Below are 25,077 nucleotides of genomic sequence, written 5' to 3' on the forward strand. Positions count from 1 at the left end.
GAACCTGGCGCCTCTCGCATGAAAAGCAAAACCTCGCTGCCTGTCTCCTATCGTCTCGCTGTGACCTCGCGCGTACTGGCTGCTGTGGTGGGCGGTTACCTGATGGCTTCACTGGCCAGCATCTGCCTCGCGCTGTGGATGCCCACGTCGCGTGCCGACGCTGTGATCACCGGGATGATGAGTTCATTCGTGTTCTATCTGCTGGCCGTGCTCTGGTGTTTCGCCTGCCGCAGCGCCATACGCGCCTGGTTCGGCGTGATGCTGCCGAGCGCAGCATTTGCCACGCTGGCGGGCGTGGGCTTTTGGATGGCGCGCACATGAAAGAGGGCTTTCGACAGGCCATGGCCTGGTTGCACACGTGGGCTGGATTGATCTTCGGCTGGCTGTTGTTTGCGATTTTTCTGACAGGCACGTTGGCGTATTTCAAAGACGAAATCAGCCACTGGATGCAGCCCGAAGTGCAGGCTCGTCCCTTGGACGATGCGCGTAGCCTGAACGTCGCTCAAACCTATCTGCAGCACGTCGCGCCGACCGCTGCCCGCTGGTTTATCACCCTGCCGGACAGCCGCGACCCCAGCCTGTCGGTAATGTGGCAAGACAAAGTCGACCCCGGCAAGCGTGGCAACTTTATCCAGAAAACCCTCGACCCCGTCACCGGCCAGGCAGTGCAGGCCCGTGAAAGCATGGGGGGCGAGTTCTTCTATCGCTTTCACTTCCAGCTGCAAATGCCGCATCCCTGGGGCCGCTGGCTGTCGACCATTGCCGCGATGGTGATGTTTGTTGCACTGATCACCGGGATCATCACCCACAAGAAAATCTTCAAGGACTTCTTCACTTTCCGCCCCCGCAAAGGCCAGCGTTCCTGGCTCGACGGGCACAACGCGGTGGGTGTGTTAGTGCTGCCATTTCACCTGATGATCACCTACAGCAGCTTGGTGATTTTCATGAGCCTGGTGATGCCGGCACCGATCCTGGCCTCGTATGGCAACGACACCCGCGCCTTCTTCAGTGAGGTGTTCCCGGCGACAAACAATGCACCGGCGCTCGGGCAACCTGGGCAGTTGAAGCCGCTGGTGCCGATGTACGAACAGGCGCGTGAGCAGTGGGCGGGTGGACATGTCGGGCGTGTGGCGGTGAATAACCCCAGTGATGTGAACGCTTCGGTCAATGTGTTTCGCGCCGGCTCTGACAGCGTGGTGCATGATTTCGGCAGCACGGTGTCCTTTAACGGCAACACGGGCGAGCTGTTGCGGGTCAGTGGTGAGCAGTCACTGCCCGCCGTGATCGGCGGCAGTTTTTATGGCCTGCACATGGGCCATTTCGCCGGCCCGGTACTGCGCTGGTTGTACTTTATCTGTGGTCTGGCGGGCACGGCGATGATTGGCACCGGGCTGGTGATCTGGCTTGGCAAACGCCAGCTCAAGCACGCTAAAAGCGCGGTGATGCCGTTTGAATTGCGCCTGGTGGAAGTGCTGAACATCGCCAGTATGTCCGGACTGATGATCGCCATCGCGGCGTTTTTCTGGGCCAACCGTTTGTTGCCGGTGAGCTTCGCCGAGCGTTCCGACTGGGAAGTGCAAACCTTCTTTATCGTCTGGGGCCTGAGCCTGGTGCACGCCATGCTGCGCCGCGGTCGCCAGGGGTGGATCGAACAGTTGAGCGCTGGCGCGCTGCTGTTTATCGCCATTCCACTGCTCAATGCGCTCACGACCTCCCATCACCTGGGCGTTTCCCTGGCAACGGGCGACTGGGCCATGGCCGGCTTCGACTTGACTTGCCTGGCCAGCGGCGTGTTCCTGGCCTGGGCCGCCTGGAAAATGCAGCAGCGTATGGTGCCTGCCTCCAAGCCTGAACGCGCACGCCGGTTGACGCTCAAGCGGGAGGCGAACTGAATGCTGCTCGCACTGCTGATGTGCTACGGGGGGTTCACCGCATTGTGCTTGTCTACCGACCGACATCACGGCGAACTGCTGCACAGCAAGCCATCGCCCCGTCGTCGGCTGGCCCTGCGTGTGGCCGGGTGGGTGCTGCTGACGGTGTCGATCTGGCCCGCCGTGAATATCGCGGGTTGGGGCCAGGGCCTTGTGCAATGGTGCGCGGTATTGATGCTCAGTGCGCTGTTGCTGGTGCTGTTGTTGCCGTATCGGCCAAGGCTGGCCTTGATCCTGGCGGGCGTCGGCCTGCTCGCCAGCCCTGTTGCGGCCTTTGCCACTCTTTGAGTTCAGCCTGATGATCAGCACCCCACCCGAGTCCCAGGACAGCCCGCACGCTGACGCGGTAGGTGGACGTGCGCATTTCCTGCAGGTGTTTTTGTCCCAGCGTTCGCAGATGGAGGCCTTGGTGAACCGCCGTGTGGGATGTCGCGCCACGGCGGCCGACCTGGTGCAGGACCTGTTCCTGCGCTTCTGGCGCAGGCCATTGGTGCAGGTCGAAGAACTCAGCACCTACCTGTTGCGCTGCGCCGGCAATATTGCCATCGACCACCTGCGCAGCGAAAGCGCGCGGGTGCGCAGCAGCGAAGGCTGGCTGCCCGAGCAGCAGGACAATCAGGGTTGCGAGCCGCAGGCAGCGCTGGAAGCCGGCAATGATTTGCGCCACGTCGAAGCCGCCTTGCGCAGCTTGCCCGAACGCACGCGGCAGATTTTCCTGCTCAACCGCATTCACGGCCGCAAATACGCGGAGATCGCCAAGGCCATGGGCCTGTCCCAAAGTGCCGTGGAAAAACATATGATGCGTGCCCTCGAAGCCTGCAAAGCCAGCCTTCGCGAACCATCGCCCCCACGCACGCCAGGGAAAGCACCGTGAACGTCACCCCCACGCCCGCGCAGGAGCAGGCCGCACTGGCTTGGCTGAGCCTGTTGCATGACCAACCCAGCAGCGGCGACCAGGCCACGTTCAGCCACTGGCTGCGCGCCGATCCCGCGCACGTCGAGGCCTATGCACAGGCACAGGTGCTGTGGGAGGTGAGCGAAGTGCCGGCACGCAAACTGGCGGATGAAGAGGCCATGGCCTTGCAGGGTTATCTCAATGCGATGAACACCTCGAAGCGCTCACGGGTTGTGCGTTGGTCTGGCGCGTTGGCAATGGCCGCCTGTCTGGTGTTGATGGTGTCGATGGGCGCCGGTTGGCAGCCGTCGCGCTGGGTCGATGACTTCGGCGCCGACTACGTGACGGCGCCGGGGGAGGTCAGAACCTTCACGCTGGCCGACAAGTCCCAAATCACCCTCGATGCCGACAGTGCCATTGCCGTGGATTTCAGCCAGGGTGAGCGGCATATCCAGTTGCGTCGCGGTGCCGGGTTTTTCAGCGTAACTCACACCGGGCAATCCTTTGTGGTGGAGGCGGGCAGCGGTGAAGCGCGGGTGTTGGGTACGCAGTTTGAAGTGCGCCTGCAACCGGAGGGGGCTGAGGTAACCGTGTTGTCCGGGCGCGTTGGCGTCATACCGTCCAAGCAGGGCCCGCAGCAAATTCTTACGGCAGGCCAGCAAGTGACCTACGCCGACGGTGTCGCCGACCCTCTGCATGCGGTCGACAGCGAATCACGCCTGGCTTGGCGTGACGGCTGGCTCAACTACTACAACGCGCCGCTGGCCGATGTGATCAATGACTTGGGGCGCTACTATCCTGGACGCATTCTGTTGCTCAACGAAGAGGCGGGCGCCAAACGGGTCAGCGGCAGCTTCCCGAGCAAAGACCCGCAGGCGGTGTTGAATGCGTTGCAGGCTGTGCTTGGCTTTGAGCAGCACACGGTATTGGGGCGGATGATCGTGGTGCGCTGATTACTTCAGCGCAGCCATGATCTTCTCGGGGCTGTAATCGCGGATCAGCGTGCCATTTACATCCACGAACGGAATCCCACCGCCACCCAACGCCTTATACGCCTTGCGCGCCTGGGGGTTTTTCTCGATATCAAACGCTTGGTACGCAATGCCCTTCTGGTCCAGGAACCGGCGGATCTGCTTGCAGTAACCACACCACTCGGTGGAATAGAGCACCACGCGCGCCGAGGCGCGGGTCTGCTCTGGTACCACCTGCGATGGGTTGAACACCCGCTCGATCTTGCCCCAGTTCTGGATCACCACCACGACCAGCAACACCAGCAGGACTTTCTTGAAAACACCGCCGAGCATCAGTTACGGCGCTTGAGCTGGTCGGTCAGTTGGGTCGGCAAGCCCTTGATGATCAAGGTCCCGGCGGCTTCGTCGTACTCAATCTTGTCGCCCAGCAAGTGCGCTTCAAAGCTGATCGATAAGCCTTCGGCGCGGCCGGTGAAGCGACGGAACTGGTTGAGGGTGCGTTTGTCAGCCGGGATCTCTGGCGACAGGCCGTAGTCCTTGTTGCGGATATGGTCGTAGAACGCTTTTGGCCGATCTTCATCGATCAGCCCCGAGAGTTCCTCCAGGCCCATCGGCTCGCCGAGCTTGGCCTGGCTGCTGGCGTAATCCACCAGGGTCTTGGTTTTTTCGCGAGCGGATTCGTCCGGCAGGTCCTCGCTTTCGACGAAGTCGCTGAAGGCCTTGAGCAGCGTGCGGGTCTCGCCCGGGCCGTCGACGCCTTCCTGGCAGCCGATAAAGTCGCGGAAGTACTCCGAGACTTTCTTGCCGTTCTTGCCTTTGATAAAGGAAATGTATTGCTTGGACTGCTTGTTGTTCTGCCACTCGGAGACGTTGATGCGTGCCGCCAGGTGCAGTTGGCCGAGGTCCAGGTGACGAGAAGGGGTCACGTCCAGCTCATCATTCACCGCCACGCCTTCGCTGTGGTGCAGCAGGGCGATGGCCAGGTAGTCGGTCATGCCTTGTTGGTAGTGGGCAAACAGCACGTGACCACCGACGGAGAGGTTGGACTCTTCCATCAACTTCTGCAGGTGCTCGACGGCAGTGCGGCTGAACGTGGTGAAATCCTGGCCGCCGTCGAAATATTCCTTCAACCAGCCGCTGAACGGGTGCGCGCCGGACTCGGCATGGAAGAAGCCCCAAGCCTTGCCTTGTTTGGCGTTATAGCTCTCGTTAAGGTCGGCAAGCATGTTCTCGATGGCAGCGGATTCGGACAACTCCGAGTCACGGGCGTGAAGAACTGCAGGTGTGCCGTCGGGTTTTTTGTCGATCAGGTGGACGATGCAATGACGGATCGGCATAGGCTTCTCGGCTGGTTGAAGGGGAGCGGTGCGCCCTCCCCAAAAAGTCGCCCAGTGTACCGCACCCATTGGGTAAGACGTGCTTCGAAGGCGGTTATGCGTACCCTCCGACGGTTCCTATACCTTTTTTTCACGGTTTAGAGCGATAAAGCTGACCAAATGGGTAGGTAGAGGCGGATATTTCCCCGTCTCTGTGCTAGTTTTGCCCCGTCTTACGCCAAGTCTCGGCGATAAGCGTGCATTCAGCATCTGTCAGGTCGAACCAATCCCCGTTTCAAGCATCTATAACCCCGATCTCCGTGGTTATAGCCGGGGGTGCCAGGCCGTGACGGTCGGGCTCGACGGCTGACACTGCACTCTGCAATCCATATGAATTTGATAGGGAAGGAACACCACAATGGCTATTACTAAAGACCAACTGATCGCTGACCTGGCTGAAGCAGTAGACGCACCGAAGACCACCGTGCGCGCTCTGCTGGACCAACTGAGCCAGATCGTTGCTGATCAGCTGGAAAACGGCGGCGAAATCACTCTGCCAGGCGTTGGCAAACTGAAAGTGACCGAGCGTCCTGCCCGTACTGGCCGTAACCCTTCGACTGGCGCTGCCATCGAAATCGCTGCCAAGAAAGTTATCAAGCTGGTTGTGGCCAAAGGCCTGACCGACGCTGTTAACAAGTAAGACGCAGCAAAAAAACCGTGCTCCGGAGCGATCCGGGCACGGTTTTTTGTTGCCTGCGATTCTACTGTGATGAAGGGCTAGTCGCGTACCCAGCGCTGGCGCCAGATCTGCTGTTCGTTCTTGGTCTGGAAGGTCCAGGCCACAAAGCGGCTTTGCTTCTGCCCCTGAGACATTTCCACCACTTGGCTTTCCAGCACGCCGGCTTTTTTCAGCGCAGTCTCGATGGCGGGCAAGTTCGACGCTTTTGACACCAGAGTGCTGAACCACAACACCTTGTGGGCAAAGTGCGCGCTCTCGGCGATCAACTGGGTCACGAAGCGTGCTTCACCGCCTTCACACCACAACTCGGCCGATTGGCCGCCGAAGTTCAGCACCGGCAACTTGCGTTTCGGGTCAGCCTTGCCCAAGGCTCGCCACTTGCGTTCGCTGCCCTTGGTGGCTTCGTCCATGGACGCGTGGAATGGCGGGTTGCACATGGTCAGGTCAAAGCGCTCACCCGGTTCCAGCAAGCCCAGCAGGATCTGCTTAGGGTTAGCCTGCAGGCGCAACTGGATGACTTTGCTCAGGTCATTGGACTGCACGATGGCCTTTGCCGCGGCCACGGCGGTAGGGTCGACCTCCGAGCCCAGGAAGTTCCAGCGGTACTCCATGTAGCCAATCAACGGGTAGACGCAATTGGCGCCCATGCCGATGTCCAGCACCTTGACGATTGAACCACGCGGGATCTTGCCGTCGTTGACGCTGGCCAGCAGGTCGGCGAGGAAGTGTACGTAGTCTGCACGTCCCGGCACCGGTGGGCACAGGTAATCCGCCGGGATGTCCCAGTGCTGGATGCCATAAAAAGCCTTCAGCAGTGCCCGGTTGAACACCCGCACCGCATCCGGGCTGGCGAAGTCGATGCTTTCCTTGCCGTAGGGGTTGAGGATCACGAACTGCGCCAGTTCCGGCGTGGTTTTGATCAGCGCAGGGAAGTCGTAACGGCCCGTGTGACGGTTGCGCGGGTGCAGGGTGGCCTCTTTGCGCGGCACGACGGGCTTGGCCGTGACTGCGGTTTTAGGCTTCTTGCGCGGAGGTTTTGGCGTGCTGGGGGGGGTCATGATGATTCTGGTGTTGGCTCAAAGTGGTGGGCATTGTCACACATTCTTGAGGTGATCTCGGTCAAATGTGGGAGCTGGCTTGCCTGCGATGGCATCAACGCTCTCTTGCAGGTACACCGAGTTGCCTGCATCGCAGGCAAGCCAGCTCCCACAAAAAGCAAAAAAAAGAGACCCGAAGGTCTCTTTTTTCACGCGGTTCACACCTTACAGGCTGGAAATCCGCGCATGTTGCTCCGCCAGCTTACCCAAGGCCTGTTCAGCCTCTGCCAGCTTGGCGCGTTCTTTTTCGATCACTTCAGCCGGCGCCTTGTCGACGAACGCCGCGTTGGACAGCTTGCCGCCCACCCGCTGCACTTCGCCTTGCAGGCGCAGGATTTCTTTGTCGAGGCGGGCCAGTTCAGCGCCCTTGTCGATCAGGCCAGCCATCGGCACCAGCACTTCCATGTCGCCCACCAGAGCGGTGGCGGACAGCGGTGCTTCTTCGCCCGCAGCCAATACAGTGATCGACTCCAGCTTCGCCAGCTTCTTGAGCAGTGCATCGTTCTCAGTAAGACGACGCTGATCCTCAGCGCTGGCGTTCTTCACAAACACTGCCAGTGGCTTGCCCGGCCCGATGTTCATCTCGGCACGGATGTTACGTGTGCCCATCATCAACGTCTTGAGCCATTCGATATCGCTTTCGGCCGCCTCATCGATACGCGCTTCGTTGGCCACCGGCCAAGGCTGCAGCATGATGGTCTTGCCTTCGATACCGGCCAGCGGCGCGAGGCGCTGCCAGATTTCTTCGGTGATGAACGGCATGAACGGATGCGCCAGGCGCAACGCCACTTCCAGCACGCGCACCAGGGTGCGACGGGTGCCGCGCTGGCGTTCGACAGGTGCGTTTTCGTCCCACAGCACGGGCTTGGACAGTTCCAGGTACCAGTCGCAATACTGGTTCCAGATGAACTCGTACAAGGCCTGTGCGGCGAGGTCGAAACGGAACTGGTCGAGTTGGCGGGTCACTTCGGTTTCGGTGCGTTGCAGTTGCGAAATGATCCAGCGGTCAGCCAGGGACAGTTCGACCTCTTCGCCGTTCTGGCCGCAGTCTTCGCCTTTGTCCAGCACGTAGCGCGCCGCGTTCCAGATCTTGTTGCAGAAGTTGCGATAGCCCTCGACACGGCCCATGTCGAACTTGATGTCGCGACCGGTAGACGCCAACGAGCAGAAGGTGAAGCGCAGGGCGTCGGTGCCGTAGCTGGCGATGCCGTCGGCGAACTCGTCGCGGGTCTGCTTCTCGATCTTCTTCGCCAGTTTCGGCTGCATCAGGCCCGAGGTGCGTTTCTGCACCAAGGTTTCCAGGTCGATGCCGTCGATGATGTCCAGCGGGTCCAGGACGTTGCCCTTGGACTTGGACATCTTCTGGCCCTGGCCATCACGCACCAGGCCGTGCACGTACACGGTTTTGAACGGTACTTGCGGCGTGCCGTCTTCGTTCTTCACCAAATGCATGGTCAGCATGATCATCCGGGCAACCCAGAAGAAAATGATGTCGAAACCGGTAACCAGCACGTCGGTGGAGTGGAATTTCTTCAGGAATTCGGTCTGCTGCGGCCAGCCCAGGGTAGAGAACGTCCACAGGCCCGAGCTGAACCAGGTATCCAGTACGTCGTTGTCTTGTTGCAGCGCAACGTCCGGGCCGAGGGTGTGCTTGGCACGCACTTCGGCTTCGTCGCGGCCTACGTAGACCTTGCCTGATTCGTCGTACCAGGCCGGAATGCGATGGCCCCACCACAGCTGACGGCTGATGCACCAATCCTGGATGTCACGCATCCACGAGAAGTACATGTTTTCGTACTGTTTCGGCACGAACTGGATTCGGCCATCTTCCACTGCGGCAATCGCAGGCTCGGCCAGCGGCTTGGTGGACACGTACCACTGGTCGGTCAGCCACGGTTCGATCACGGTGCCGGAACGGTCGCCCTTCGGCACTTTCAGGCCGTGGTCGTCAACGCTCACCAGCAAACCGACGGCGTCGAAGGCGGCAACGATCTGCTTGCGCGCTTCGAAGCGGTCGAGGCCGACGTATTCGGCCGGGATCTTGCCGTCGATGCTCTCGTTCAGCGTGCCGTCCAGGTTGAACACCTGGCAGGCCGGCAGTACGGCGGCATTCTTGTCGAAGATGTTCAGCAGCGCCAGGTTGTGACGCTTGCCGACTTCGTAGTCGTTGAAGTCGTGGGCTGGGGTGATTTTCACGCAGCCGGTGCCGAATTCAGGGTCGCAGTAGTCGTCCGCGATGATCGGGATGCGACGGCCAACCAAAGGCAGCTCGACGAACTTGCCGATCAGCGCCTGGTAGCGTTCATCGTTCGGGTTAACCGCTACGGCGGCGTCGCCGAGCATGGTTTCCGGACGGGTGGTGGCGACGATCAGGTAGTCATTGCCTTCAGCGGTCTTGGCGCCGTCGGCCAGTGGGTACTTGAGGTTCCACAGGAAGCCTTTCTCGTCGTGGTTTTCCACTTCGAGGTCGGAAATCGCCGTGTGCAACTTGGTGTCCCAGTTGACCAGGCGCTTGCCGCGGTAGATCAGGCCGTCTTCATGCAGGCGCACGAAGGCTTCTTTCACGGATTCCGACAGGCCATCGTCCATGGTGAAGCGCTCGCGGCTCCAGTCGACGGACGAGCCCAGGCGGCGGATCTGACGGCTGATGTTGCCGCCGGACTGGTCTTTCCATTCCCAGATCTTTTCCAGGAATTTCTCGCGACCCAGGTCGTGACGGCTCTGGCCGGTCGCTTCGAGTTGGCGTTCCACCAGCATCTGCGTGGCGATACCGGCGTGGTCGGTGCCTGGCTGCCACAGGGTATTGCGGCCCTGCATGCGGCGGAAACGGATTAACGCATCCATGATCGCATTGTTGAAGCCATGGCCCATGTGCAGGCTGCCAGTGACGTTCGGTGGCGGAATCATGATGGTGTACGAGTCGCCCGCACCTTGTGGGGCGAAATAGTTCTCGGACTCCCAGGTGTTGTACCAGGAAGTTTCGATAGCGTGGGGCTGATAGGTCTTATCCATGCGCGGCGGGACCCTAGTTGGCATTAATTCAGGAAAGCCGGCAAGTATAACGGGGGGGAGCAGTTGCAAGCTACAAGCTATGAGCTACAAGCTTGGGGGCAACTGCTCTTGCAGCTTGTAGCTAATTGCTTGTAGCTGCGGCGATCAGCCGCTCCATCCGTGCATCCAACCGACGCTTTATCTCGGTCTCGATATGCGGGGCAAAGTCGTCGATCACGTCTTGCATGATCAATTGCGCAGCGGCGCGCAGTTCTTTATCCAGGTGCAGCAGCAGGGCGTCGGGCCCTTTTTCGGCGGGAGCGGGTTCTGCTACTGCAGTGACTGCTACCGGGGCTGCGGGCTTATTACCGACCATGTCGAATAACAGCGGAATCTGGACCTCGCCATTGACCGTCTCGGTCAGCAGCGGCGGCTGCAAGTCATCATCACCCAGCAACTGGCGGATCGACTCAAGGTCGTCCAGCAGGTGGTCGTCTTTTTTTACAGAATTGGGAGTGTCCATCGTGTGCTCAAAGTCGTTGTAACCGGTGATCTTGCAGAGGATAGCCCTGTTCGCGGTAGAAACGGAAACTCTCCCGCGCGGCCTGACGAATAGCCGGATCTTCCACCACCACTTCCGCCACACGGGCGAACGCCTTGGCAAAGGGCGGTACTTTCAGGTCCAGGTTGACCAGCAGGTCCTGATGAGCGCCGCAGTTGTCGCCTAAGCCCAGCACCACCAAGCCTTCAGGTTCAGACTCGGCGGGGCCGTGGGGCACGAAGCTTTCGCCCTTGAAGCGCCATAGGCGGGCATCAAGCTCGTCACGCTGCGCAGCATCGCTGCAATGCAGGTAAATACGGTGGCCCAAGCGCCAGGCTTTTTCGGTGAGTTTGCAGGCAAAGTCCAGGCGCGCGAGCGGGTCGGCGCTGGGCAATATATAGAAGTCGACTTGGGTCATTGGGGTTCCTGAGACCGGGACGGCGTGATGGCCGTCCCGGAATCGTCAGTTTCAGGCCTTGGCGCGATCCAACAGGTATTGGGTCAGCAGTGGCACCGGACGGCCAGTGGCGCCCTTGTCCTTGCCGCCGCTGGTCCAGGCCGTGCCGGCGATGTCCAGGTGGGCCCAGTTGAAGTTTTTGGCAAAGCGCGACAGGAAGCAGGCAGCAGTGATGGTGCCGGCTTTCGGGCCGCCGATGTTGGCGATGTCGGCGAACGGGCTGTCCAGCTGTTCCTGGTACTCATCGAACAGCGGCAGTTGCCAGGCGCGGTCGTCGGCAGCCTTGCCGGCGCTGAGCAGTTGCTCGATCAGCTCGTCGTTGTTGCCCAGCAGGCCCGAGGTGTGGGAGCCCAGCGCGACGATGCAGGCGCCGGTCAGGGTGGCGATATCGATCACGGCCTGTGGCTTGAAGCGCTCGGCGTAGGTCAGGGCATCGCACAGCACCAGGCGGCCTTCGGCGTCGGTGTTGAGGATTTCGACGGTCTGGCCGCTCATGGTGGTCACGATATCGCCCGGGCGCGCCGCGCCGCCGCTTGGCATGTTCTCGGCGCAGGCCAGGATGCATACGAGGTTGATCGGCAGTTTGAGTTCCAGCACGGCACGCAGGGTACCGAACACGCTCGCGGCGCCGCCCATGTCGTACTTCATCTCGTCCATGCCCTGGCCCGGCTTGAGGCTGATGCCGCCGGTGTCGAAGGTGATGCCTTTGCCGACCAGGGCGTAAGGCTTCTCGGACTTCTTGCCGCCGTTGTATTGCATCACGATCAGGCGTGGCGGCTGGTCGCTGCCCTGGCCTACGGCATAGAACGAGCCCATGCCCAGTTCCTTGATCTTTTTCTCATCCAGCACTTCAACTTTCAGGCCCTTGAACTCTTTGCCCAGTGCCTTGGCTTGTTCGCCCAGGAAGGTCGGGTGGCAGATGTTCGGCGGCAGGTTACCCAGGTCGCGGGTGAACGACATGCCATTGGCGATAGCTGTCGCGTGGGTCACGGCGCGCTCGACTTCAGCCTGGGCCGCCTTGATGGTCAGCAGGGTGATTTTCTTCAGGGCACGCGGTTCGGCTTTCTGGCTCTTGAACTGGTCGAAGAAGTAACCGCCATCCACCAACGTTTCAGCCAGCAGGCGGGTCTTGCCGTAGCTGTCACGGCCTTTTACAACGATTTCATCGAGTGCCAGCGCTGCATCGCTGCCGCCCAGGCCCTTGAGGGTGGTGAGGATGGCGCTGATGATCTTGCGGAAAGGGCGGTCGCCGAGTTCGGCGTCCTTGCCCACGCCCACCAGCAATACACGCTCGGCTTTGAGGTTGGGCAGGCTCTGCAGCAGCAGGCTCTGGCCGACTTTGCCGGCCAGGTCGCCGCGCTTGAGCACTGCGCTGATAGCGCCGCCGCTGAGTTCGTCGAGTTGCTTGGCGGCAACGCCGAGTTTGCGGCCTTCGCCAATGGCGACCACGAGGGTGGCGGTTTTCAACGTTTCGGGGCTAACGCTTTTTACAACCAATTCCATTTTCGGGTCCCTTATAAAGGTCTATTAGCCAGGAGTCTGTACTCCGGCTTTAATACCCGGCAGCTGTGTAAACCGCCGGCGACAAAGGCCGCAGTTTGAACCTCGCCGGCGGAGCCTGACAACCCTTGCCGCCAGCTTTGTGCACGTGCATGAGGTTGCGCAGTGACAGGCGCGGTCAATCACAGGATAATGCGCCATCTTTTTAGCCGGCCCTGTGTAAAGGGGCTGACTCGGTATGCTTGCTTGTTTGGCCGCCTTAGCCTGACAACCCTGGAGTGTCTGGTTTGATCGTCTTCCGTTATCTGTCCCGCGAAGTCCTGTTGACTCTGAGTGCCGTGAGTGCGGTATTGCTGGTCATCATCATGAGTGGTCGTTTCGTCAAATACCTGGCCCAAGCCGCTTCGGGCGCCCTGGACCCAGGCTCGCTGTTCCTGATTATGGGCTTTCGCCTGCCGGGCTTCCTGCAACTGATCCTGCCGTTGGGCCTGTTCCTGGGGATCCTGCTGGCATACGGCCGCCTATACCTCGAAAGCGAAATGACCGTGCTCTCGGCCACAGGCATGAGCCAGCAGCGCCTGCTGGGCATGACCATGATCCCAGCCGCCGGCGTCGCGCTGATCGTCGCCTGGCTGAGCCTGAGCCTGGCTCCCCAGGGCGCCATGCAGTTCCAGTTGGTGCTGAACAAACAAGACGCGATGACCGAGTTCGATACCCTCGAGCCAGGCCGTTTTCAGGCGCTCAATGACGGCTCTCGGGTGACCTACACCGAAACCCTGACCGACGATCGCGCTAACCTGGGCGGGGTGTTCATCTCCGAGAAGCGCCTGGGCCAGGACAAGAAGGACCGTGGTATTTCCATATTGGTAGCCGATTCGGGGCGTCAGGAAGTGCGCCCGGACGGCAGCCGCTACCTGATCCTGGAAAACGGCTATCGCTATGACGGTAGCCCCGGCATGGCCGATTACCGTGCAATCCAGTACGACACCTATGGCGTGATGCTGGCGCGTCCGGATATCAGCGACGAAGTTACCGACCGTGACGCCATCCCGACCTCCGAGCTGTTCGGCAGCAAGGAACTGCGTTCCATCGCCGAACTGCAATGGCGCATCTCCCTGCCGTTGCTAGTGTTCATCGTGACCTTGATGGCCGTGCCGCTGTCGCGCGTCAACCCGCGCCAGGGGCGTTTTCTCAAGCTGCTGCCGGCGATCCTGCTGTACATGGCTTACCTGACCATCCTGATTTCCGCCCGCGGTTCCCTGGAAAAGGGCAGGCTGTCCCCGACCCTGGGCCTTTGGTGGGTGCACGGGATCTTCCTGGTGATTGGCCTGGGCCTGCTCTACTGGGAACCCATACGTTTGAAAATGATGAGCCGTCGTGGCCAGAAGGAGTTGGCTCGTGGCTAAGCTCGATCGCTACATCGGTAGCAGTGTACTGATCGCCATCCTGGCGGTATTGGGCATCATCCTGGGCCTGGCGTCGTTGTTCGCCTTCATCGATGAAGTGGGTAACGTCAGCGACACCTATACCGTGTGGGATGTGCTCAGCTTTGTCGCGCTGACCGCGCCGCGTCGTCTCTACGAGATGATGCCGATGGCCGCGCTGATTGGCTGTCTGATCGGCCTGGGTACCCTGGCCAGCAACAGCGAACTGACCATCATGCGCGCGGCCGGGGTTTCCATCGGTCGTATCGTCTGGGCGGTGATGAAGCCCATGTTGCTGCTGATGCTGTGCAGCGTGCTGATCGGTGAATACGTCGCGCCGCCGACTGAATCCACGGCCCAGGCTAATCGTGCCTTGGCTCAGGGGTCGGGCGATGCGCAAAGCTCCAAGCGCGGTCTGTGGCACCGCCAGGGTGATCAATTTATCCACATCAATGCCGTTCAACCGGGCGGCCTGTTGATTGGCGTGACCCGCTACAACTTTGACAAAGAACGCCATCTGCTGTCGTCAAGCTTCGCCAAACGTGCGCAGTACGGTGATGAAAAGTGGCAATTGAGCGATGTCACTACCACGTATTTCCGCGATATCGGCCAAGGTGCCAAGGCCAGCACCGAAGTGATCAACGTGCCAAGCGCAGAATGGGACATCGCCCTCAAGCCGCAATTGCTCAATACCGTGGTGATGATCCCGGAAAGCCTGCCGATCTCGGGGCTTTGGAGTTACATCCACTATCTGAAGGACCAGGGCCTGAACAACGGTCGTTACTGGCTGGCATTTTGGGTCAAGGTGTTGCAACCGGTGGTGACGGCTGCGCTGGTGCTGATGGCGATCTCGTTCATCTTTGGTCCGCTACGCTCCGTAACCCTGGGCCAGCGTGTGTTTACCGGCGTACTAGTGGGTTTCACATTCCGTATCGCCCAGGACCTGCTAGGCCCGTCGAGCCTGGTGTTCGGCTTCTCGCCGCTGTTTGCGGTGCTGGTGCCCACGGCCATCTGTGCCTTGGCTGGCTTCTGGCTACTGCGTCGAGCCGGTTGATACCACGCTTATGAACAAAAAATGCCCCGGTCCAGAGTTCGGGGCATTTTTGTTCTGGTCAGCAAAGATGACGCCTGGCCTGAGCATCAGGTACAATTCCCGGCTATTTTTCGGCGGGCAATCTGCCTGCAGCCTTTTTGAGTGTTGATCCGTGAGTGATTTGAGTCATATCCGCAATTTCTCCATCATCGCCCACATTGACCATGGTAAGTCGACGCTGGCCGATCGATTCATCCAGATGTGCGGCGGCCTTGCCGAGCGTGAAATGGAAGCCCAGGTGCTGGATTCCATGGACCTCGAACGCGAGCGCGGGATCACCATCAAGGCCCACAGTGTCACCCTGTACTACACCGCCAAAGACGGTATCAAGTACCAGCTGAACTTCATTGACACCCCGGGCCACGTCGACTTCACCTATGAAGTCAGCCGTTCCCTGGCGGCCTGCGAAGGCGCATTGCTGGTGGTGGACGCGGGTCAGGGCGTTGAAGCCCAGTCCGTAGCCAACTGCTACACCGCCATCGAGCAAGGCCTGGAAGTGATGCCGGTGCTGAACAAGATCGACTTGCCGCAAGCCGATCCGGACCGCGTCAAAGAAGAAATCGAAAAAATCATTGGTATTGACGCCACCGACGCCGTCGAGTGCAGCGCCAAGACCGGCCTGGGCGTCGACGAAGTGCTTGAGCGCCTGGTCAATACCATTCCTGCGCCAACCGGCAACTACGAAGATCCGCTGCAAGCGTTGATCATCGACTCCTGGTTCGACAACTACCTGGGCGTTGTCTCCCTGGTGCGCGTGCGCCACGGCCGTGTGAAGAAAGGCGACAAGATCCTGGTCAAATCCACCGGCAAGATCCACCTGGTGGACAGCGTCGGTGTGTTCAACCCGAAACACACTGCCACCGTCGACCTGAAAGCCGGTGAAGTGGGCTTCATCATCGCCGGTATCAAGGACATCCACGGTGCGCCGGTCGGTGACACCCTGACCTTGAGCTCCACCCCTGACGTCGATGTGCTACCGGGTTTCAAGCGCATCCAGCCGCAGGTCTACGCCGGCCTGTTCCCGGTCAGCTCCGACGACTTCGAAGACTTCCGCGAAGCCCTGCAAAAGCTGACCCTCAACGACTCGTCGTTGCAGTACACCCCGGAAAGCTCCGACGCCCTGGGCTTCGGCTTCCGCTGCGGCTTCCTCGGCATGCTGCACATGGAGATCATCCAGGAGCGCCTTGAGCGCGAATACGACCTGGACCTGATCACCACCGCGCCGACGGTTATTTTTGAGCTGGCGTTGAAAACCGGTGAAACGATTTACGTCGATAACCCGTCGAAGCTTCCAGACCTGTCTTCCATCGAAGACATGCGCGAACCAATCGTGCGCGCCAATATTCTTGTGCCACAGGAACACCTGGGCAACGTCATTACCCTGTGTATCGAAAAGCGTGGCGTACAGCACGACATGCTGTTCCTCGGTACCCAGGTGCAAGTGACCTATGATTTGCCGATGAACGAAGTGGTGCTGGACTTCTTCGACCGTCTCAAATCCACCAGCCGCGGCTATGCTTCGCTGGATTATCATTTCGACCGTTACCAGTCGGCTAATCTGGTGAAGCTGGATGTGTTGATCAACGGCGACAAGGTCGATGCCCTGGCACTGATCGTGCACAAGGACAATGCGCACTATAAAGGTCGCCAGTTGACCGAGAAGATGAAAGAACTGATTCCGCGCCAGATGTTCGACGTCGCGATCCAGGCCGCCATCGGCGGGCAGATCATTGCACGGACCTCCGTCAAGGCACTCAGAAAGAACGTACTGGCCAAATGCTACGGCGGTGACGTAAGCCGTAAGCGCAAGCTGCTTGAGAAGCAAAAGGCCGGTAAAAAACGCATGAAGCAAGTGGGCAACGTGGAAATTCCACAAGAAGCCTTCCTTGCGGTGCTCAGGTTGGATAGTTAGGTCCTATGTCACTAAATTTCCCGCTGTTGCTGGTCATCGCCGTTGCCGTTTGTGGCTTCCTGGCGTTGCTTGATCTGGTGTTCTTCGCCCCGCGTCGGCGGGCGGCTATCGCTTCGTATCAGGGCAGCGTCAGCCAGCCCGATGCCGTGGTGGTCGAGAAGCTGAACAAAGAGCCTTTGCTGGTTGAATACGGCAAGTCGTTCTTCCCGGTGTTGTTCATCGTGCTGGTGCTGCGTTCGTTCCTGGTGGAGCCGTTTCAGATCCCTTCGGGGTCGATGAAACCTACCCTGGACGTGGGCGACTTCATTCTGGTGAACAAGTTTGCCTACGGGATTCGCCTGCCGGTGATCGACAAGAAGGTCATCGAAATTGGTGACCCGCAGCGCGGCGATGTGATGGTGTTCCGCTACCCGAGCGACCCGAGCGTCAACTACATCAAGCGCGTGATCGGCCTGCCGGGCGATGTGATTCGCTACACGGGCGACAAGCGTCTGTTGATCAACGGTGAGTCGGTGGCCGAGAAGTTGCTCGGCTCCGAGCCAAGTTCCCTGGGCAGCGCCGAGCTGTACCAGGAAAAACTCGGCGCGGTAGAGCATGAGATCCGCAAGGAAATGTCGCGCTACCGCCAGCCTGGCGGTGAGTGGAAAGTGCCTGCCGGGCACTACTTCATGATGGGCGACAACCGTGACAACTCCAATGACAGCCGCTATTGGAATGATCCCAACATTCCCAAGGACCTGCTGGGCATGGTTCCCGACCAGAATATAGTCGGTAAGGCCTTTGCGGTCTGGATGAGCTGGCCGGAACCCAAACTCAGCCACCTGCCGAATTTCTCGCGGGTCGGGCTGATCAAGTAATACAGGCGGCGCTGTGAACACAGCGCCGAATGCTTTTCTGGGGCTGGGACAATTATTTGCCCGGCCCCATGCAGCACCAACCAGGATTTGAATTTGAACACTGCGTCAATCGTCGATGGCCGCCGGTGCCACCAAACAGATATGGGTAAACCGTGAGCGTTTCTTTAAGTCGTCTCGAGCGCCAGCTCGGCTACACCTTCAAGGACCAGGAATTGATGGTCCTTGCCCTCACACACCGCAGCTTTGCTGGGCGCAACAACGAGCGCCTGGAATTCCTCGGTGATGCCATCCTTAACTTTGCCGCCGGTGAGGCGCTCTTCGAACGTTTCCCTCAAGCGCGCGAAGGCCAGCTGTCGCGCTTGCGTGCACGCCTTGTGAAAGGCGAGACCCTGGCCGTGCTGGCCCGTGGTTTCGGCCTGGGTGAATACCTGCGACTGGGCTCCGGTGAATTGAAAAGCGGTGGCTTCCGTCGCGAGTCGATCCTGGCAGATGCCCTGGAAGCGTTGATCGGTGCGATCTACCTCGATGCAGGTATGGAGACGGCCAAGGAGCGCGTGGTCGCCTGGCTGGCCTCGGAAATCGAAAGCCTGACGCTGGTCGACACCAACAAAGATCCCAAGACCCGCTTGCAGGAATACCTGCAGTCCCGTGGTTGCGAACTGCCACGTTACGAAGTGGTGGATATCCAGGGTGAGCCGCATTGCCGCGTGTTCTTCGTGGAATGTGAAATCACCTTACTGAATGAAAAAAGCCGAGGTCAGGGTGTGAGCCGTCGTATTGCCGAACAGGTAGCGGCCGCTGCAGCACTGATTGCCCTGGGCGTGGAGAATGGCCATGACTGATTCAACCGCAACACGCTGTGGCTATGTTGCCATCGTTGGCCGCCCCAACGTGGGCAAGTCCACGCTGCTCAACCACATCCTCGGCCAGAAGCTCGCGATCACCTCGCGCAAGCCGCAGACGACTCGCCACAACATGTTGGGCATCAAGACCGAAGGCAGCGTGCAAGCGGTCTACGTCGACACCCCGGGCATGCACAAAGGCGGCGAGAAAGCGCTTAACCGCTACATGAACAAAACCGCTTCGGCGGCGTTGAAAGACGTCGACGTTGTGATCTTCGTGGTCGACCGCACCAAGTGGACTGATGAAGACCAGATGGTTCTCGAGCGAGTGCAATACGTGACCGGCCCGTTGATCGTCGCGCTGAACAAGACCGACCGTATCGAAGACAAAGCCGAACTGATGCCGCACCTGAGCTGGCTGCAGGAACAACTGCCAAACGCCCAGATCATGCCGATCTCGGCCCAGCACGGGCATAACCTCGAAGCCCTGGAACGCGTGATAGCAGGCTACCTGCCGGAGAACGAGCACTTCTTCCCGGAAGACCAGATCACCGACCGCAGCAGCCGTTTCCTCGCCGCCGAACTGGTCCGCGAGAAAATCATGCGCCAGATGGGGGCCGAGCTGCCGTACCAGATCACCGTCGAAATCGAAGAGTTCAAGCAGCAGGGCAAGACCTTGCACATCCATGCGCTGATCTTGGTCGAGCGTGACGGCCAGAAGAAAATCATCATTGGCGACAAGGGCGAGCGCATCAAGCGCATCGGCACAGAAGCGCGCAAGGACATGGAGTTGCTGTTCGATTCCAAGATCATGCTCAACCTGTGGGTGAAGGTTAAGGGTGGCTGGTCTGATGATGAGCGTGCGCTGCGTTCGTTGGGCTACGGCGACTTGTAACAAAGCCTGAGAACACCACCGGACAAAATGTGGGAGCGGGCTTGCTCGCGAAAGCGGTGGATCAGTCACTAATAAGTCGACTGACATAACGCATTCGCGAGCAAGCCCGCTCCACATTGGATAGTCGTAGTTTTCAAGGCCGTGCTCTGTCAGCGAGAACCTCATGTCCCAATCCCCGCCCCCCAGCCAACTCGCCTACGTCCTGCACAGCCGCGCCTACCGTGAGACCAGCGCCTTGGTGGACTTTCTCACGCCTCACGGTCGCCTGCGCGCGGTATTGCGCAGCGCGCGAGGCAAGGCGGGCACGCTGGCAAGGCCATTCGTGGCGCTGGACGTGGAATTTCGCGGCAAGGGCGAGTTGAAAAACGTTGGGCGGCTCGAGAGCGTCGGTACGTCGGCCTGGCTCAACGGTGATGCGTTGTTCAGCGGCCTCTACCTCAACGAACTGCTGATCCGCCTACTGCCCGCCGAAGACCCACACCCTGGCGTCTTCGATCACTACGCCGCCACCTTGCTCGCCCTCGCCGAAGGCCGCCCGCTGGAGCCGCTGCTGCGCGCCTTTGAATGGCGCCTGCTTGACGACCTGGGCTACGGCTTCGAACTCGCCAACGATCTGCACGGTGACCCCATCGCCGCCGACGGTATGTATCGTCTGCAAGTCGATGCCGGCCTTGAGCGCGTGTACCTGCTGCAACCTGGCCTGTTCCAGGGTACCGAGTTGCTGGCGATGAGCGAAGCCGATTGGAGCGCTCCGGGTGCTTTGTCCGCCGCCAAGCGCCTCATGCGCCAAGCGCTGGCTGTGCACCTGGGCGGGCGGCCGCTGGTCAGTCGCGAGTTGTTTCGAAAGCCCTGACAACCCCGTGTATGCTGTGCAGCGTTTCTTTCCCTATTCAGGAGCGCTTCCGTGACCACCAGCAATCGCATTCTTCTTGGCGTCAACATCGACCACGTCGCCACCCTGCGCCAGGCCCGGGGCACCCGTTACCCTGACCCGGTCAAGGCCGCGCTGGACGCCGAAGAAGCGGGCGCCGACGGCATCACCGTGCACCTGCGTGAAGACCGCCGCCACATCCAGGAGCGCGACGTGCTGGTGCTCAAGGACGTGCTGCAAACTCGCATGAACTTCGAGATGGGCGTCACCGAAGAAATGATGCAGTTCGCCGAGCGCATCCGCCCGGCGCACATCTGCCTGGTCCCGGAGACCCGTCAGGAACTGACCACCGAAGGCGGCCTCGACGTGGCGGGCCAGGAGGCAAGGATCAAGGCTGCGGTAGAGCGCTTGTCGAAGATCGGCAGTGAAGTGTCGCTGTTCATCGACGCCGACGAGCGCCAGATCGAAGCCTCGCGCCGTGTCGGTGCGCCGGCCATCGAGCTGCACACCGGCCGTTACGCCGACGCTACTACACCGACCGAAGTCGCCGACGAACTGCAACGCATCATTGACGGTGTGAACTGCGGCCTCAAGGAAGGCCTGATCGTCAACGCCGGCCACGGTCTGCACTACCATAACGTCGAGGCCGTGGCCGCGATCAAGGGCATCAATGAGCTGAACATCGGCCACGCACTGGTGGCGCACGCGCTGTTCGTCGGTTTCAAAGGCGCGGTAGCCGAGATGAAAGCGCTGATCCTGGCCGCCGCCAGGACTTAAGCCACAGCCTAAAGAACGCTGAATATCAGACGTGTGTGAGCGCCAGTGAATTCAGCCATGCGGCAATGCGAAGCCTTACTGTTTAGCCGTTGCAGGTGTATCGTATCTGCCCTTTGCAGGCCCTGGGCTTGCGGCAGATACGTGAGGTTGTTGTGTCCCGATCCTTTTCCCGTCGACAAATCCTGGGTGGCCTTGCAGGCCTGGCCGTAGTGGGCGTGGGGGCCGGTGGCGCCTACCGCTACTGGCTGGGGAAAGTCGCCGAGGCTGAGGCTGGGCACGATTACGAACTGATCGCAGCACCCCTGGACGTGGAGTTGGTACCGGGCCACAAGACCGAAGCCTGGGCATTCGGCCCCTCAGCGCCGGGCACCGAGTTGCGCGTGCGCCAGGGTGAGTGGTTGCGGGTGCGCTTTATCAACCATCTGCCAGTCGCCACCACCATCCACTGGCATGGCATCCGCCTGCCGCTGGAAATGGACGGCGTGCCCTACGTCTCGCAATTGCCGGTACTGCCCGGTGAATACTTCGACTATAAATTCCGCGTGCCGGACGCGGGCAGCTACTGGTATCACCCCCATGTGAACAGCAGTGAAGAACTGGGCCGTGGCCTGGTCGGCCCGCTGATCATTGAAGAGCGCGAGCCTACCGGTTTCAAACACGAGCGCACCCTGAGCCTGAAAAACTGGCACGTGGACGAAGAGGGCGCTTTCGTGGCCTTCAGCATCCCCCGTGAAGCGGCGCGGGGCGGCACCGCCGGGCGTTTATCGACGATCAATGGCGTGTCCCAGGCGGTCATCGATCTGCCCGCCGGGCAGATCACCCGCGTGCGCCTGCTCAATCTCGACAACACCTTGACCTATCGCATCAATATTCCAGATGTCGACGCGCAGATCTACGCGCTGGACGGCAACCCTATCGAGCCGCGCCCGCTGGGCAAGGAATACTGGCTGGGCCCCGGCATGCGCATCTGCCTGGCGATCAAGGCACCGCCTGCCGGTGAAGAACTGTCGATCCGCAACGGCCCGGTGCGCCTCGGTACGTTTCGTTCGGTGGCCAACTCCGATGCACCGAGTGAGTGGCCGCCCGCATTGCCCGCCAACCCGATCAGCGAACCGGACCTGGCCAATGCCGAGAAGCTCAACTTCAATTTCGAATGGGTTGGCAGCGTTTCAGTCGATGATGGCAAGCCTCCAAGCCTGTGGCAGATCAACGGCAAGGCGTGGGACATCACAGACAAAACCTGTGCCGACCGCCCGATTGCCAAGCTGGAAAAGGGCAAGAGCTACATTTTCGAATTGAAGAACATGACCCAGTACCAGCATCCGATCCACCTGCATGGCATGAGCTTCAAGGTGATTGCCTCGAACCGCCACAAGGTGATCCCGTACTTCACCGACACCTACTTGTTGGGCAAAAACGAACGCGCCCGCGTGGCCTTGGTGGCGGATAACCCGGGGGTGTGGATGTTCCATTGCCATGTGATCGACCACATGGAAACCGGCCTGATGGCCGCCATCGAGGTGGCGTGATGCGCCAGTTTCGCCCACCGGCGATCATCGACCGCAGTCGCGACCAGGACTTCATGCTTGAAGCCCTGGCCCTTGCTGCCCAGGGCGCTGCACTCGGCGAAGTGCCCGTCGGCGCAGTGCTCGTACAAGACGGCGAGATCATCGGTCGTGGCTTCAATTGCCCGATCAGCGGCAATGATCCCAGCGCGCATGCTGAAATGGTCGCCATCCGCGCCGCCGCGCAAGCGATCAGCAACTACCGCCTGATCGGCAGCACCCTGTATGTCACGCTGGAGCCGTGCAGCATGTGCGCCGGCCTGATCGTGCATTCGCGTGTTGCGCGGGTGGTCTATGGCGCGCTGGAGCCCAAGGCGGGGATTGTGCAAAGCCAGGGGCAGTTTTTTACCCAGGGATTTCTGAATCACCGGGTGTTGTTTGAGGGGGGAGTGTTGGCTGAGGAGTGTGGGGCGGTGCTGAGTGAGTTCTTCAAGGCCCGGCGGGCCAAGCCCACACTCTAACGATTACGGGTGAGCAAATGTGGGAGCGGGCTTGCTCGCGAATACGGTGTATCAGTCACACATGTACCGACTGACCCACTGCATTCGCGAGCAAGCCCGCTCCCACATTTTGATCTCCACTTGGCAGGCAGATTGGAGGTTACTTCTTGGCGATGATCACTGCGCGCATCGGCGCCGGCAGCCCTTCGATGGTCTTGCTGTGATCCTCCGTATCAAGAAAATCACTCAGCGACTGAAACTTCATCCACTCGGTCCCGCGCTGTTCTTCAACCGTGGTCACGCTCACATCCACACAGCGCACATCGCTGAACCCTGCACGGCGCAGCCACAGCATCAACGCCGGCACCGACGGCAGGAACCATACGTTACGCATTTGCGCATAGCGGTCTTCCGGCACCAGCACTTGCTGCTGATCGCCTTCCACCACCAAGGTTTCCAGGACCAGTTCACCGCCTTTGACCAGCGTGTCTTTCAGCGCCAACAAATGCTCGATCGGCGAGCGGCGGTGATAGAACACGCCCATGGAAAACACCGTGTCGAACCCTTCCAGATTCGACGGCAAGTCTTCGAACGGGAACGGCAAGTGCCAGGCGTTGGGTTCGGACAGGTAACGCTGCACCGCCTGGAACTGGCAGAAGAACAACCAGTTCGGATCGACCCCAATCACGCTGTCCGCGCCGGCGCCGAGCATGCGCCACATGTAGTAGCCATTGCCGCAGCCGACGTCAAGGATGCGCTTGCCTTTCAGATCCAGGTGCGGCGCGACCCGCGACCACTTCCAGTCCGAACGCCATTCGGTATCGACATGCACGCCGAATAGGTGGAACGGGCCTTTGCGCCACGGGCTCAGGCCCATCAGCGCAGTGTGCATTTGCGCGCGGGTAGCGTCGTCGCAATCAGTGTCCAGGGTCAGGTCATTCAGCAAATCGACTTCGCTGGGCATTATTTTCGGTAAGGCATCCAACGCACTCTGCCAACGCTCCAGGTCGCCATGACCTTTCTCCATCTTGCTATCGAGTTGCGCTTGCAGGCCCTGGGCCCAAACGGCCAAAGGAGTGCCCACCAAGTGGCGGGCAAGGGGGGAGAGATCAATCATGGCAGGGCAATCAACGAGGCAAAGTTAAGACACTGGAACCACGGCACGACGTTCGAGAACCCCGCCGCCAGCAGGCGTTCGCGGTGTTCTTCGAGGCTGTCGGGCTTCATGACGTTTTCGATGGCGCTGCGCTTCTGGGCGATTTCCAGTTCGCTGTAGCCGTTGGCGCGTTTGAACGCGATATGCAGGTCGGTGAGTAGCGCGTGTTCTTCAAGGTCATTGAAGCGCAGCTTTTCCGAGAGGATCAGCGCTCCGCCCGGCAGCAGCGACTGGCGGATACGCGAGAGCAAGGGCAGGCGTTCATCCGGTGCGATAAATTGCAGGGTGAAGTTGAGTGCAACCACTGAGGCCGGTTGGAATTGCAGCGCGAGTATATCGCCCTCGATAACCTCGACCGGCAGCAACTCCTGGAACATCGAGTCCTGGCCATTGAGGTACTCGCGGCAGCGCTCCACCATCGCCGCCGAGTTATCCACTGCAATCACCCGGCACCCGTCGGTGCGCACATGGCGGCGCAGGGCCTGGGTCACTGCGCCGAGGGAAGAGCCCAGGTCGTACAGCACGCTGCCCGGCTGGGCAAACTGCGACGCGAGCACGCCGAGGTTCTCGACGATGGTCGGATAACCCGGCACCGAGCGCTTGATCATGTCCGGGAACACCCGCACCACGTCCTCGTTAAAGGCGAAGTCCGGCACCTGGGGCAGGGGCTGGGCGAATAGGCGATCGGGTTCTTTGCTCACGGTTGTTCCGGCGACGAAGGGGAAAGGCCGGCATTTTAGCCAAGTTAGCCTTCGTGCGCGCGAGTTGTCTGATAAACCGCGATGTAACAGGCAGTGTTGGCTTCAC

The 25,077-nt window shown here is 60.3% G+C and carries 26 protein-coding genes; 16 read left to right on the forward strand and 10 right to left on the reverse strand.

The window, feature by feature from the left end; all coding sequences use genetic code 11:
* Positions 1-18: 18 nt before the first annotated feature.
* From AACY44_RS05320 to AACY44_RS05340, 5 genes are read left to right on the forward strand one after another with little or no spacing between them, the layout of a single operon-like run.
* On the forward strand, positions 19-321 hold the full coding sequence (locus tag AACY44_RS05320; protein WP_339417725.1) for a DUF3649 domain-containing protein: 303 nt from the start codon (positions 19-21) through the stop codon (positions 319-321).
* Entirely contained in the window at positions 318-1,892 is a 1,575-nt protein-coding gene (locus AACY44_RS05325) for a PepSY-associated TM helix domain-containing protein (protein ID WP_339435844.1), read from the forward strand. The genes AACY44_RS05320 and AACY44_RS05325 overlap by 4 nt, the downstream gene beginning before the upstream one ends.
* The gene (locus tag AACY44_RS05330) at positions 1,893-2,219 is read left to right on the forward strand and encodes a DUF3325 domain-containing protein (protein WP_339417729.1); all 327 of its coding nucleotides are present in this window, start codon (positions 1,893-1,895) and stop codon (positions 2,217-2,219) included. It begins immediately after the preceding gene.
* Between the two features lie 7 nt (positions 2,220-2,226).
* Positions 2,227-2,805, forward strand: coding sequence for an RNA polymerase sigma factor (locus tag AACY44_RS05335; RefSeq protein WP_339417860.1), 579 nt, complete (start codon positions 2,227-2,229; stop codon positions 2,803-2,805).
* Positions 2,802-3,779 carry a FecR family protein gene (locus AACY44_RS05340; RefSeq protein WP_339417732.1) on the forward strand — a complete coding sequence of 326 codons (978 nt, stop codon included), beginning with the start codon at positions 2,802-2,804 and terminating at the stop codon, positions 3,777-3,779. Before AACY44_RS05335 ends, AACY44_RS05340 begins: the two co-directional genes overlap by 4 nt.
* Here the strand turns inward: AACY44_RS05340 and AACY44_RS05345 are convergent, their stop codons facing one another.
* Positions 3,780-4,130: a glutaredoxin family protein gene (locus tag AACY44_RS05345; RefSeq protein WP_339417734.1), complete on the reverse strand. Its 351-nt coding sequence runs from the start codon at positions 4,128-4,130 to the stop codon at positions 3,780-3,782.
* Positions 4,130-5,134, reverse strand: a complete 1,005-nt coding sequence (gene yejK, locus AACY44_RS05350) for a nucleoid-associated protein YejK (RefSeq protein WP_049709838.1) — start codon at positions 5,132-5,134, stop codon at positions 4,130-4,132. The genes AACY44_RS05345 and yejK overlap by 1 nt, the downstream gene beginning before the upstream one ends.
* Positions 5,135-5,531: 397 nt before the next feature.
* Here yejK and AACY44_RS05355 point away from each other — a divergent pair, with 397 nt between their 5' ends.
* Complete coding sequence (locus tag AACY44_RS05355) at positions 5,532-5,813, forward strand: HU family DNA-binding protein (protein ID WP_003212743.1); 282 nt, start codon at positions 5,532-5,534, stop codon at positions 5,811-5,813.
* Positions 5,814-5,890: 77 nt separating this feature from the next.
* On the opposite strand, the gene rlmF is transcribed toward AACY44_RS05355, so the two are convergent.
* From rlmF to AACY44_RS05385, 6 genes are all read right to left on the reverse strand, one after another.
* Positions 5,891-6,910: a 23S rRNA (adenine(1618)-N(6))-methyltransferase RlmF gene (gene rlmF, locus AACY44_RS05360; RefSeq protein WP_339417735.1), complete on the reverse strand. Its 1,020-nt coding sequence runs from the start codon at positions 6,908-6,910 to the stop codon at positions 5,891-5,893.
* A 36-nt stretch (positions 6,911-6,946) separates the two neighbouring features.
* Complete coding sequence (locus AACY44_RS05365) at positions 6,947-7,102, reverse strand: hypothetical protein (RefSeq protein WP_339435845.1); 156 nt, start codon at positions 7,100-7,102, stop codon at positions 6,947-6,949.
* 12 nt (positions 7,103-7,114) lie between these two features.
* Positions 7,115-9,961, reverse strand: coding sequence for a valine--tRNA ligase (locus AACY44_RS05370; protein WP_339427129.1), 2,847 nt, complete (start codon positions 9,959-9,961; stop codon positions 7,115-7,117).
* A gap of 121 nt (positions 9,962-10,082) precedes the next feature.
* Positions 10,083-10,463, reverse strand: a complete 381-nt coding sequence (locus AACY44_RS05375; RefSeq protein ID WP_339417741.1) for a DNA polymerase III subunit chi — start codon at positions 10,461-10,463, stop codon at positions 10,083-10,085.
* A 7-nt stretch (positions 10,464-10,470) separates the two neighbouring features.
* Positions 10,471-10,899, reverse strand: a complete 429-nt coding sequence (locus AACY44_RS05380) for a DNA polymerase III subunit chi (protein WP_339417743.1) — start codon at positions 10,897-10,899, stop codon at positions 10,471-10,473.
* A gap of 51 nt (positions 10,900-10,950) precedes the next feature.
* The gene (locus tag AACY44_RS05385; RefSeq protein ID WP_339417745.1) at positions 10,951-12,441 is read right to left on the reverse strand and encodes a leucyl aminopeptidase; all 1,491 of its coding nucleotides are present in this window, start codon (positions 12,439-12,441) and stop codon (positions 10,951-10,953) included.
* A gap of 284 nt (positions 12,442-12,725) precedes the next feature.
* Between AACY44_RS05385 and lptF the strand changes: the two genes are divergently transcribed.
* The 10 genes from lptF (at position 12,726) to tadA (ending at position 23,135) form a co-directional block, all read left to right on the forward strand.
* The gene (gene lptF / locus AACY44_RS05390; protein WP_339417747.1) at positions 12,726-13,844 is read left to right on the forward strand and encodes an LPS export ABC transporter permease LptF; all 1,119 of its coding nucleotides are present in this window, start codon (positions 12,726-12,728) and stop codon (positions 13,842-13,844) included.
* Complete coding sequence (gene lptG, locus AACY44_RS05395; RefSeq protein WP_339493629.1) at positions 13,837-14,916, forward strand: LPS export ABC transporter permease LptG; 1,080 nt, start codon at positions 13,837-13,839, stop codon at positions 14,914-14,916. The genes lptF and lptG overlap by 8 nt, the downstream gene beginning before the upstream one ends.
* A gap of 151 nt (positions 14,917-15,067) precedes the next feature.
* Positions 15,068-16,867 carry a translation elongation factor 4 gene (gene lepA / locus AACY44_RS05400; RefSeq protein ID WP_339417750.1) on the forward strand — a complete coding sequence of 600 codons (1,800 nt, stop codon included), beginning with the start codon at positions 15,068-15,070 and terminating at the stop codon, positions 16,865-16,867.
* Positions 16,868-16,872: 5 nt separating this feature from the next.
* Entirely contained in the window at positions 16,873-17,724 is an 852-nt protein-coding gene (gene lepB, locus AACY44_RS05405) for a signal peptidase I (protein WP_339417752.1), read from the forward strand.
* A 152-nt stretch (positions 17,725-17,876) separates the two neighbouring features.
* On the forward strand, positions 17,877-18,566 hold the full coding sequence (gene rnc, locus AACY44_RS05410) for a ribonuclease III (protein WP_017136295.1): 690 nt from the start codon (positions 17,877-17,879) through the stop codon (positions 18,564-18,566).
* Positions 18,559-19,461: a GTPase Era gene (era, locus tag AACY44_RS05415; protein ID WP_027604661.1), complete on the forward strand. Its 903-nt coding sequence runs from the start codon at positions 18,559-18,561 to the stop codon at positions 19,459-19,461. Before rnc ends, era begins: the two co-directional genes overlap by 8 nt.
* Before the next feature lie 163 nt (positions 19,462-19,624).
* Complete coding sequence (gene recO / locus AACY44_RS05420) at positions 19,625-20,314, forward strand: DNA repair protein RecO (RefSeq protein ID WP_339417755.1); 690 nt, start codon at positions 19,625-19,627, stop codon at positions 20,312-20,314.
* Positions 20,315-20,365: 51 nt separating this feature from the next.
* Positions 20,366-21,109, forward strand: coding sequence for a pyridoxine 5'-phosphate synthase (gene pdxJ / locus AACY44_RS05425; protein WP_339417757.1), 744 nt, complete (start codon positions 20,366-20,368; stop codon positions 21,107-21,109).
* 152 nt (positions 21,110-21,261) lie between these two features.
* Positions 21,262-22,638: a multicopper oxidase family protein gene (locus AACY44_RS05430; RefSeq protein ID WP_339493626.1), complete on the forward strand. Its 1,377-nt coding sequence runs from the start codon at positions 21,262-21,264 to the stop codon at positions 22,636-22,638.
* Complete coding sequence (gene tadA, locus AACY44_RS05435; RefSeq protein WP_339417759.1) at positions 22,638-23,135, forward strand: tRNA adenosine(34) deaminase TadA; 498 nt, start codon at positions 22,638-22,640, stop codon at positions 23,133-23,135. Before AACY44_RS05430 ends, tadA begins: the two co-directional genes overlap by 1 nt.
* Before the next feature lie 139 nt (positions 23,136-23,274).
* Here the strand turns inward: tadA and cmoB are convergent, their stop codons facing one another.
* Both cmoB and cmoA read right to left on the reverse strand, forming a co-directional pair.
* On the reverse strand, positions 23,275-24,231 hold the full coding sequence (gene cmoB, locus AACY44_RS05440; protein WP_339417760.1) for a tRNA 5-methoxyuridine(34)/uridine 5-oxyacetic acid(34) synthase CmoB: 957 nt from the start codon (positions 24,229-24,231) through the stop codon (positions 23,275-23,277).
* Positions 24,228-24,971 carry a carboxy-S-adenosyl-L-methionine synthase CmoA gene (cmoA, locus tag AACY44_RS05445; protein ID WP_339417761.1) on the reverse strand — a complete coding sequence of 248 codons (744 nt, stop codon included), beginning with the start codon at positions 24,969-24,971 and terminating at the stop codon, positions 24,228-24,230. The genes cmoB and cmoA overlap by 4 nt, the downstream gene beginning before the upstream one ends.
* Between the last annotated feature and the right edge of the window lie 106 nt (positions 24,972-25,077).

It is taken from the genome of Pseudomonas sp. RA_15y_Pfl1_P11 (assembly GCF_963970975.1).
In the GTDB taxonomy this organism is placed as follows: Bacteria; Pseudomonadota; Gammaproteobacteria; order Pseudomonadales; family Pseudomonadaceae; genus Aquipseudomonas; species Aquipseudomonas tritici.

Excerpts from the sequence above, each read along its gene's own strand:
- AACY44_RS05320 (WP_339417725.1), top strand. The coding sequence starts at position 19 with ATGAAAAGCAAAACCTCGCTGCCTGTCTCCTATCGTCTCGCTGTGACC.
- AACY44_RS05325 (WP_339435844.1), top strand. The coding sequence starts at position 318 with ATGAAAGAGGGCTTTCGACAGGCCATGGCCTGGTTGCACACGTGGGCT.
- AACY44_RS05330 (WP_339417729.1), top strand. The coding sequence starts at position 1,893 with ATGCTGCTCGCACTGCTGATGTGCTACGGGGGGTTCACCGCATTGTGC.
- AACY44_RS05345 (WP_339417734.1), bottom strand. The coding sequence starts at position 4,130 with ATGCTCGGCGGTGTTTTCAAGAAAGTCCTGCTGGTGTTGCTGGTCGTG.
- yejK (WP_049709838.1), bottom strand. The coding sequence starts at position 5,134 with ATGCCGATCCGTCATTGCATCGTCCACCTGATCGACAAAAAACCCGAC.
- AACY44_RS05355 (WP_003212743.1), top strand. The coding sequence starts at position 5,532 with ATGGCTATTACTAAAGACCAACTGATCGCTGACCTGGCTGAAGCAGTA.
- rlmF (WP_339417735.1), bottom strand. The coding sequence starts at position 6,910 with ATGACCCCCCCCAGCACGCCAAAACCTCCGCGCAAGAAGCCTAAAACC.
- AACY44_RS05370 (WP_339427129.1), bottom strand. The coding sequence starts at position 9,961 with ATGGATAAGACCTATCAGCCCCACGCTATCGAAACTTCCTGGTACAAC.
- AACY44_RS05375 (WP_339417741.1), bottom strand. The coding sequence starts at position 10,463 with ATGGACACTCCCAATTCTGTAAAAAAAGACGACCACCTGCTGGACGAC.
- AACY44_RS05380 (WP_339417743.1), bottom strand. The coding sequence starts at position 10,899 with ATGACCCAAGTCGACTTCTATATATTGCCCAGCGCCGACCCGCTCGCG.
- AACY44_RS05385 (WP_339417745.1), bottom strand. The coding sequence starts at position 12,441 with ATGGAATTGGTTGTAAAAAGCGTTAGCCCCGAAACGTTGAAAACCGCC.
- lepB (WP_339417752.1), top strand. The coding sequence starts at position 16,873 with ATGTCACTAAATTTCCCGCTGTTGCTGGTCATCGCCGTTGCCGTTTGT.
- era (WP_027604661.1), top strand. The coding sequence starts at position 18,559 with ATGACTGATTCAACCGCAACACGCTGTGGCTATGTTGCCATCGTTGGC.
- recO (WP_339417755.1), top strand. The coding sequence starts at position 19,625 with ATGTCCCAATCCCCGCCCCCCAGCCAACTCGCCTACGTCCTGCACAGC.
- tadA (WP_339417759.1), top strand. The coding sequence starts at position 22,638 with ATGCGCCAGTTTCGCCCACCGGCGATCATCGACCGCAGTCGCGACCAG.
- cmoB (WP_339417760.1), bottom strand. The coding sequence starts at position 24,231 with ATGATTGATCTCTCCCCCCTTGCCCGCCACTTGGTGGGCACTCCTTTG.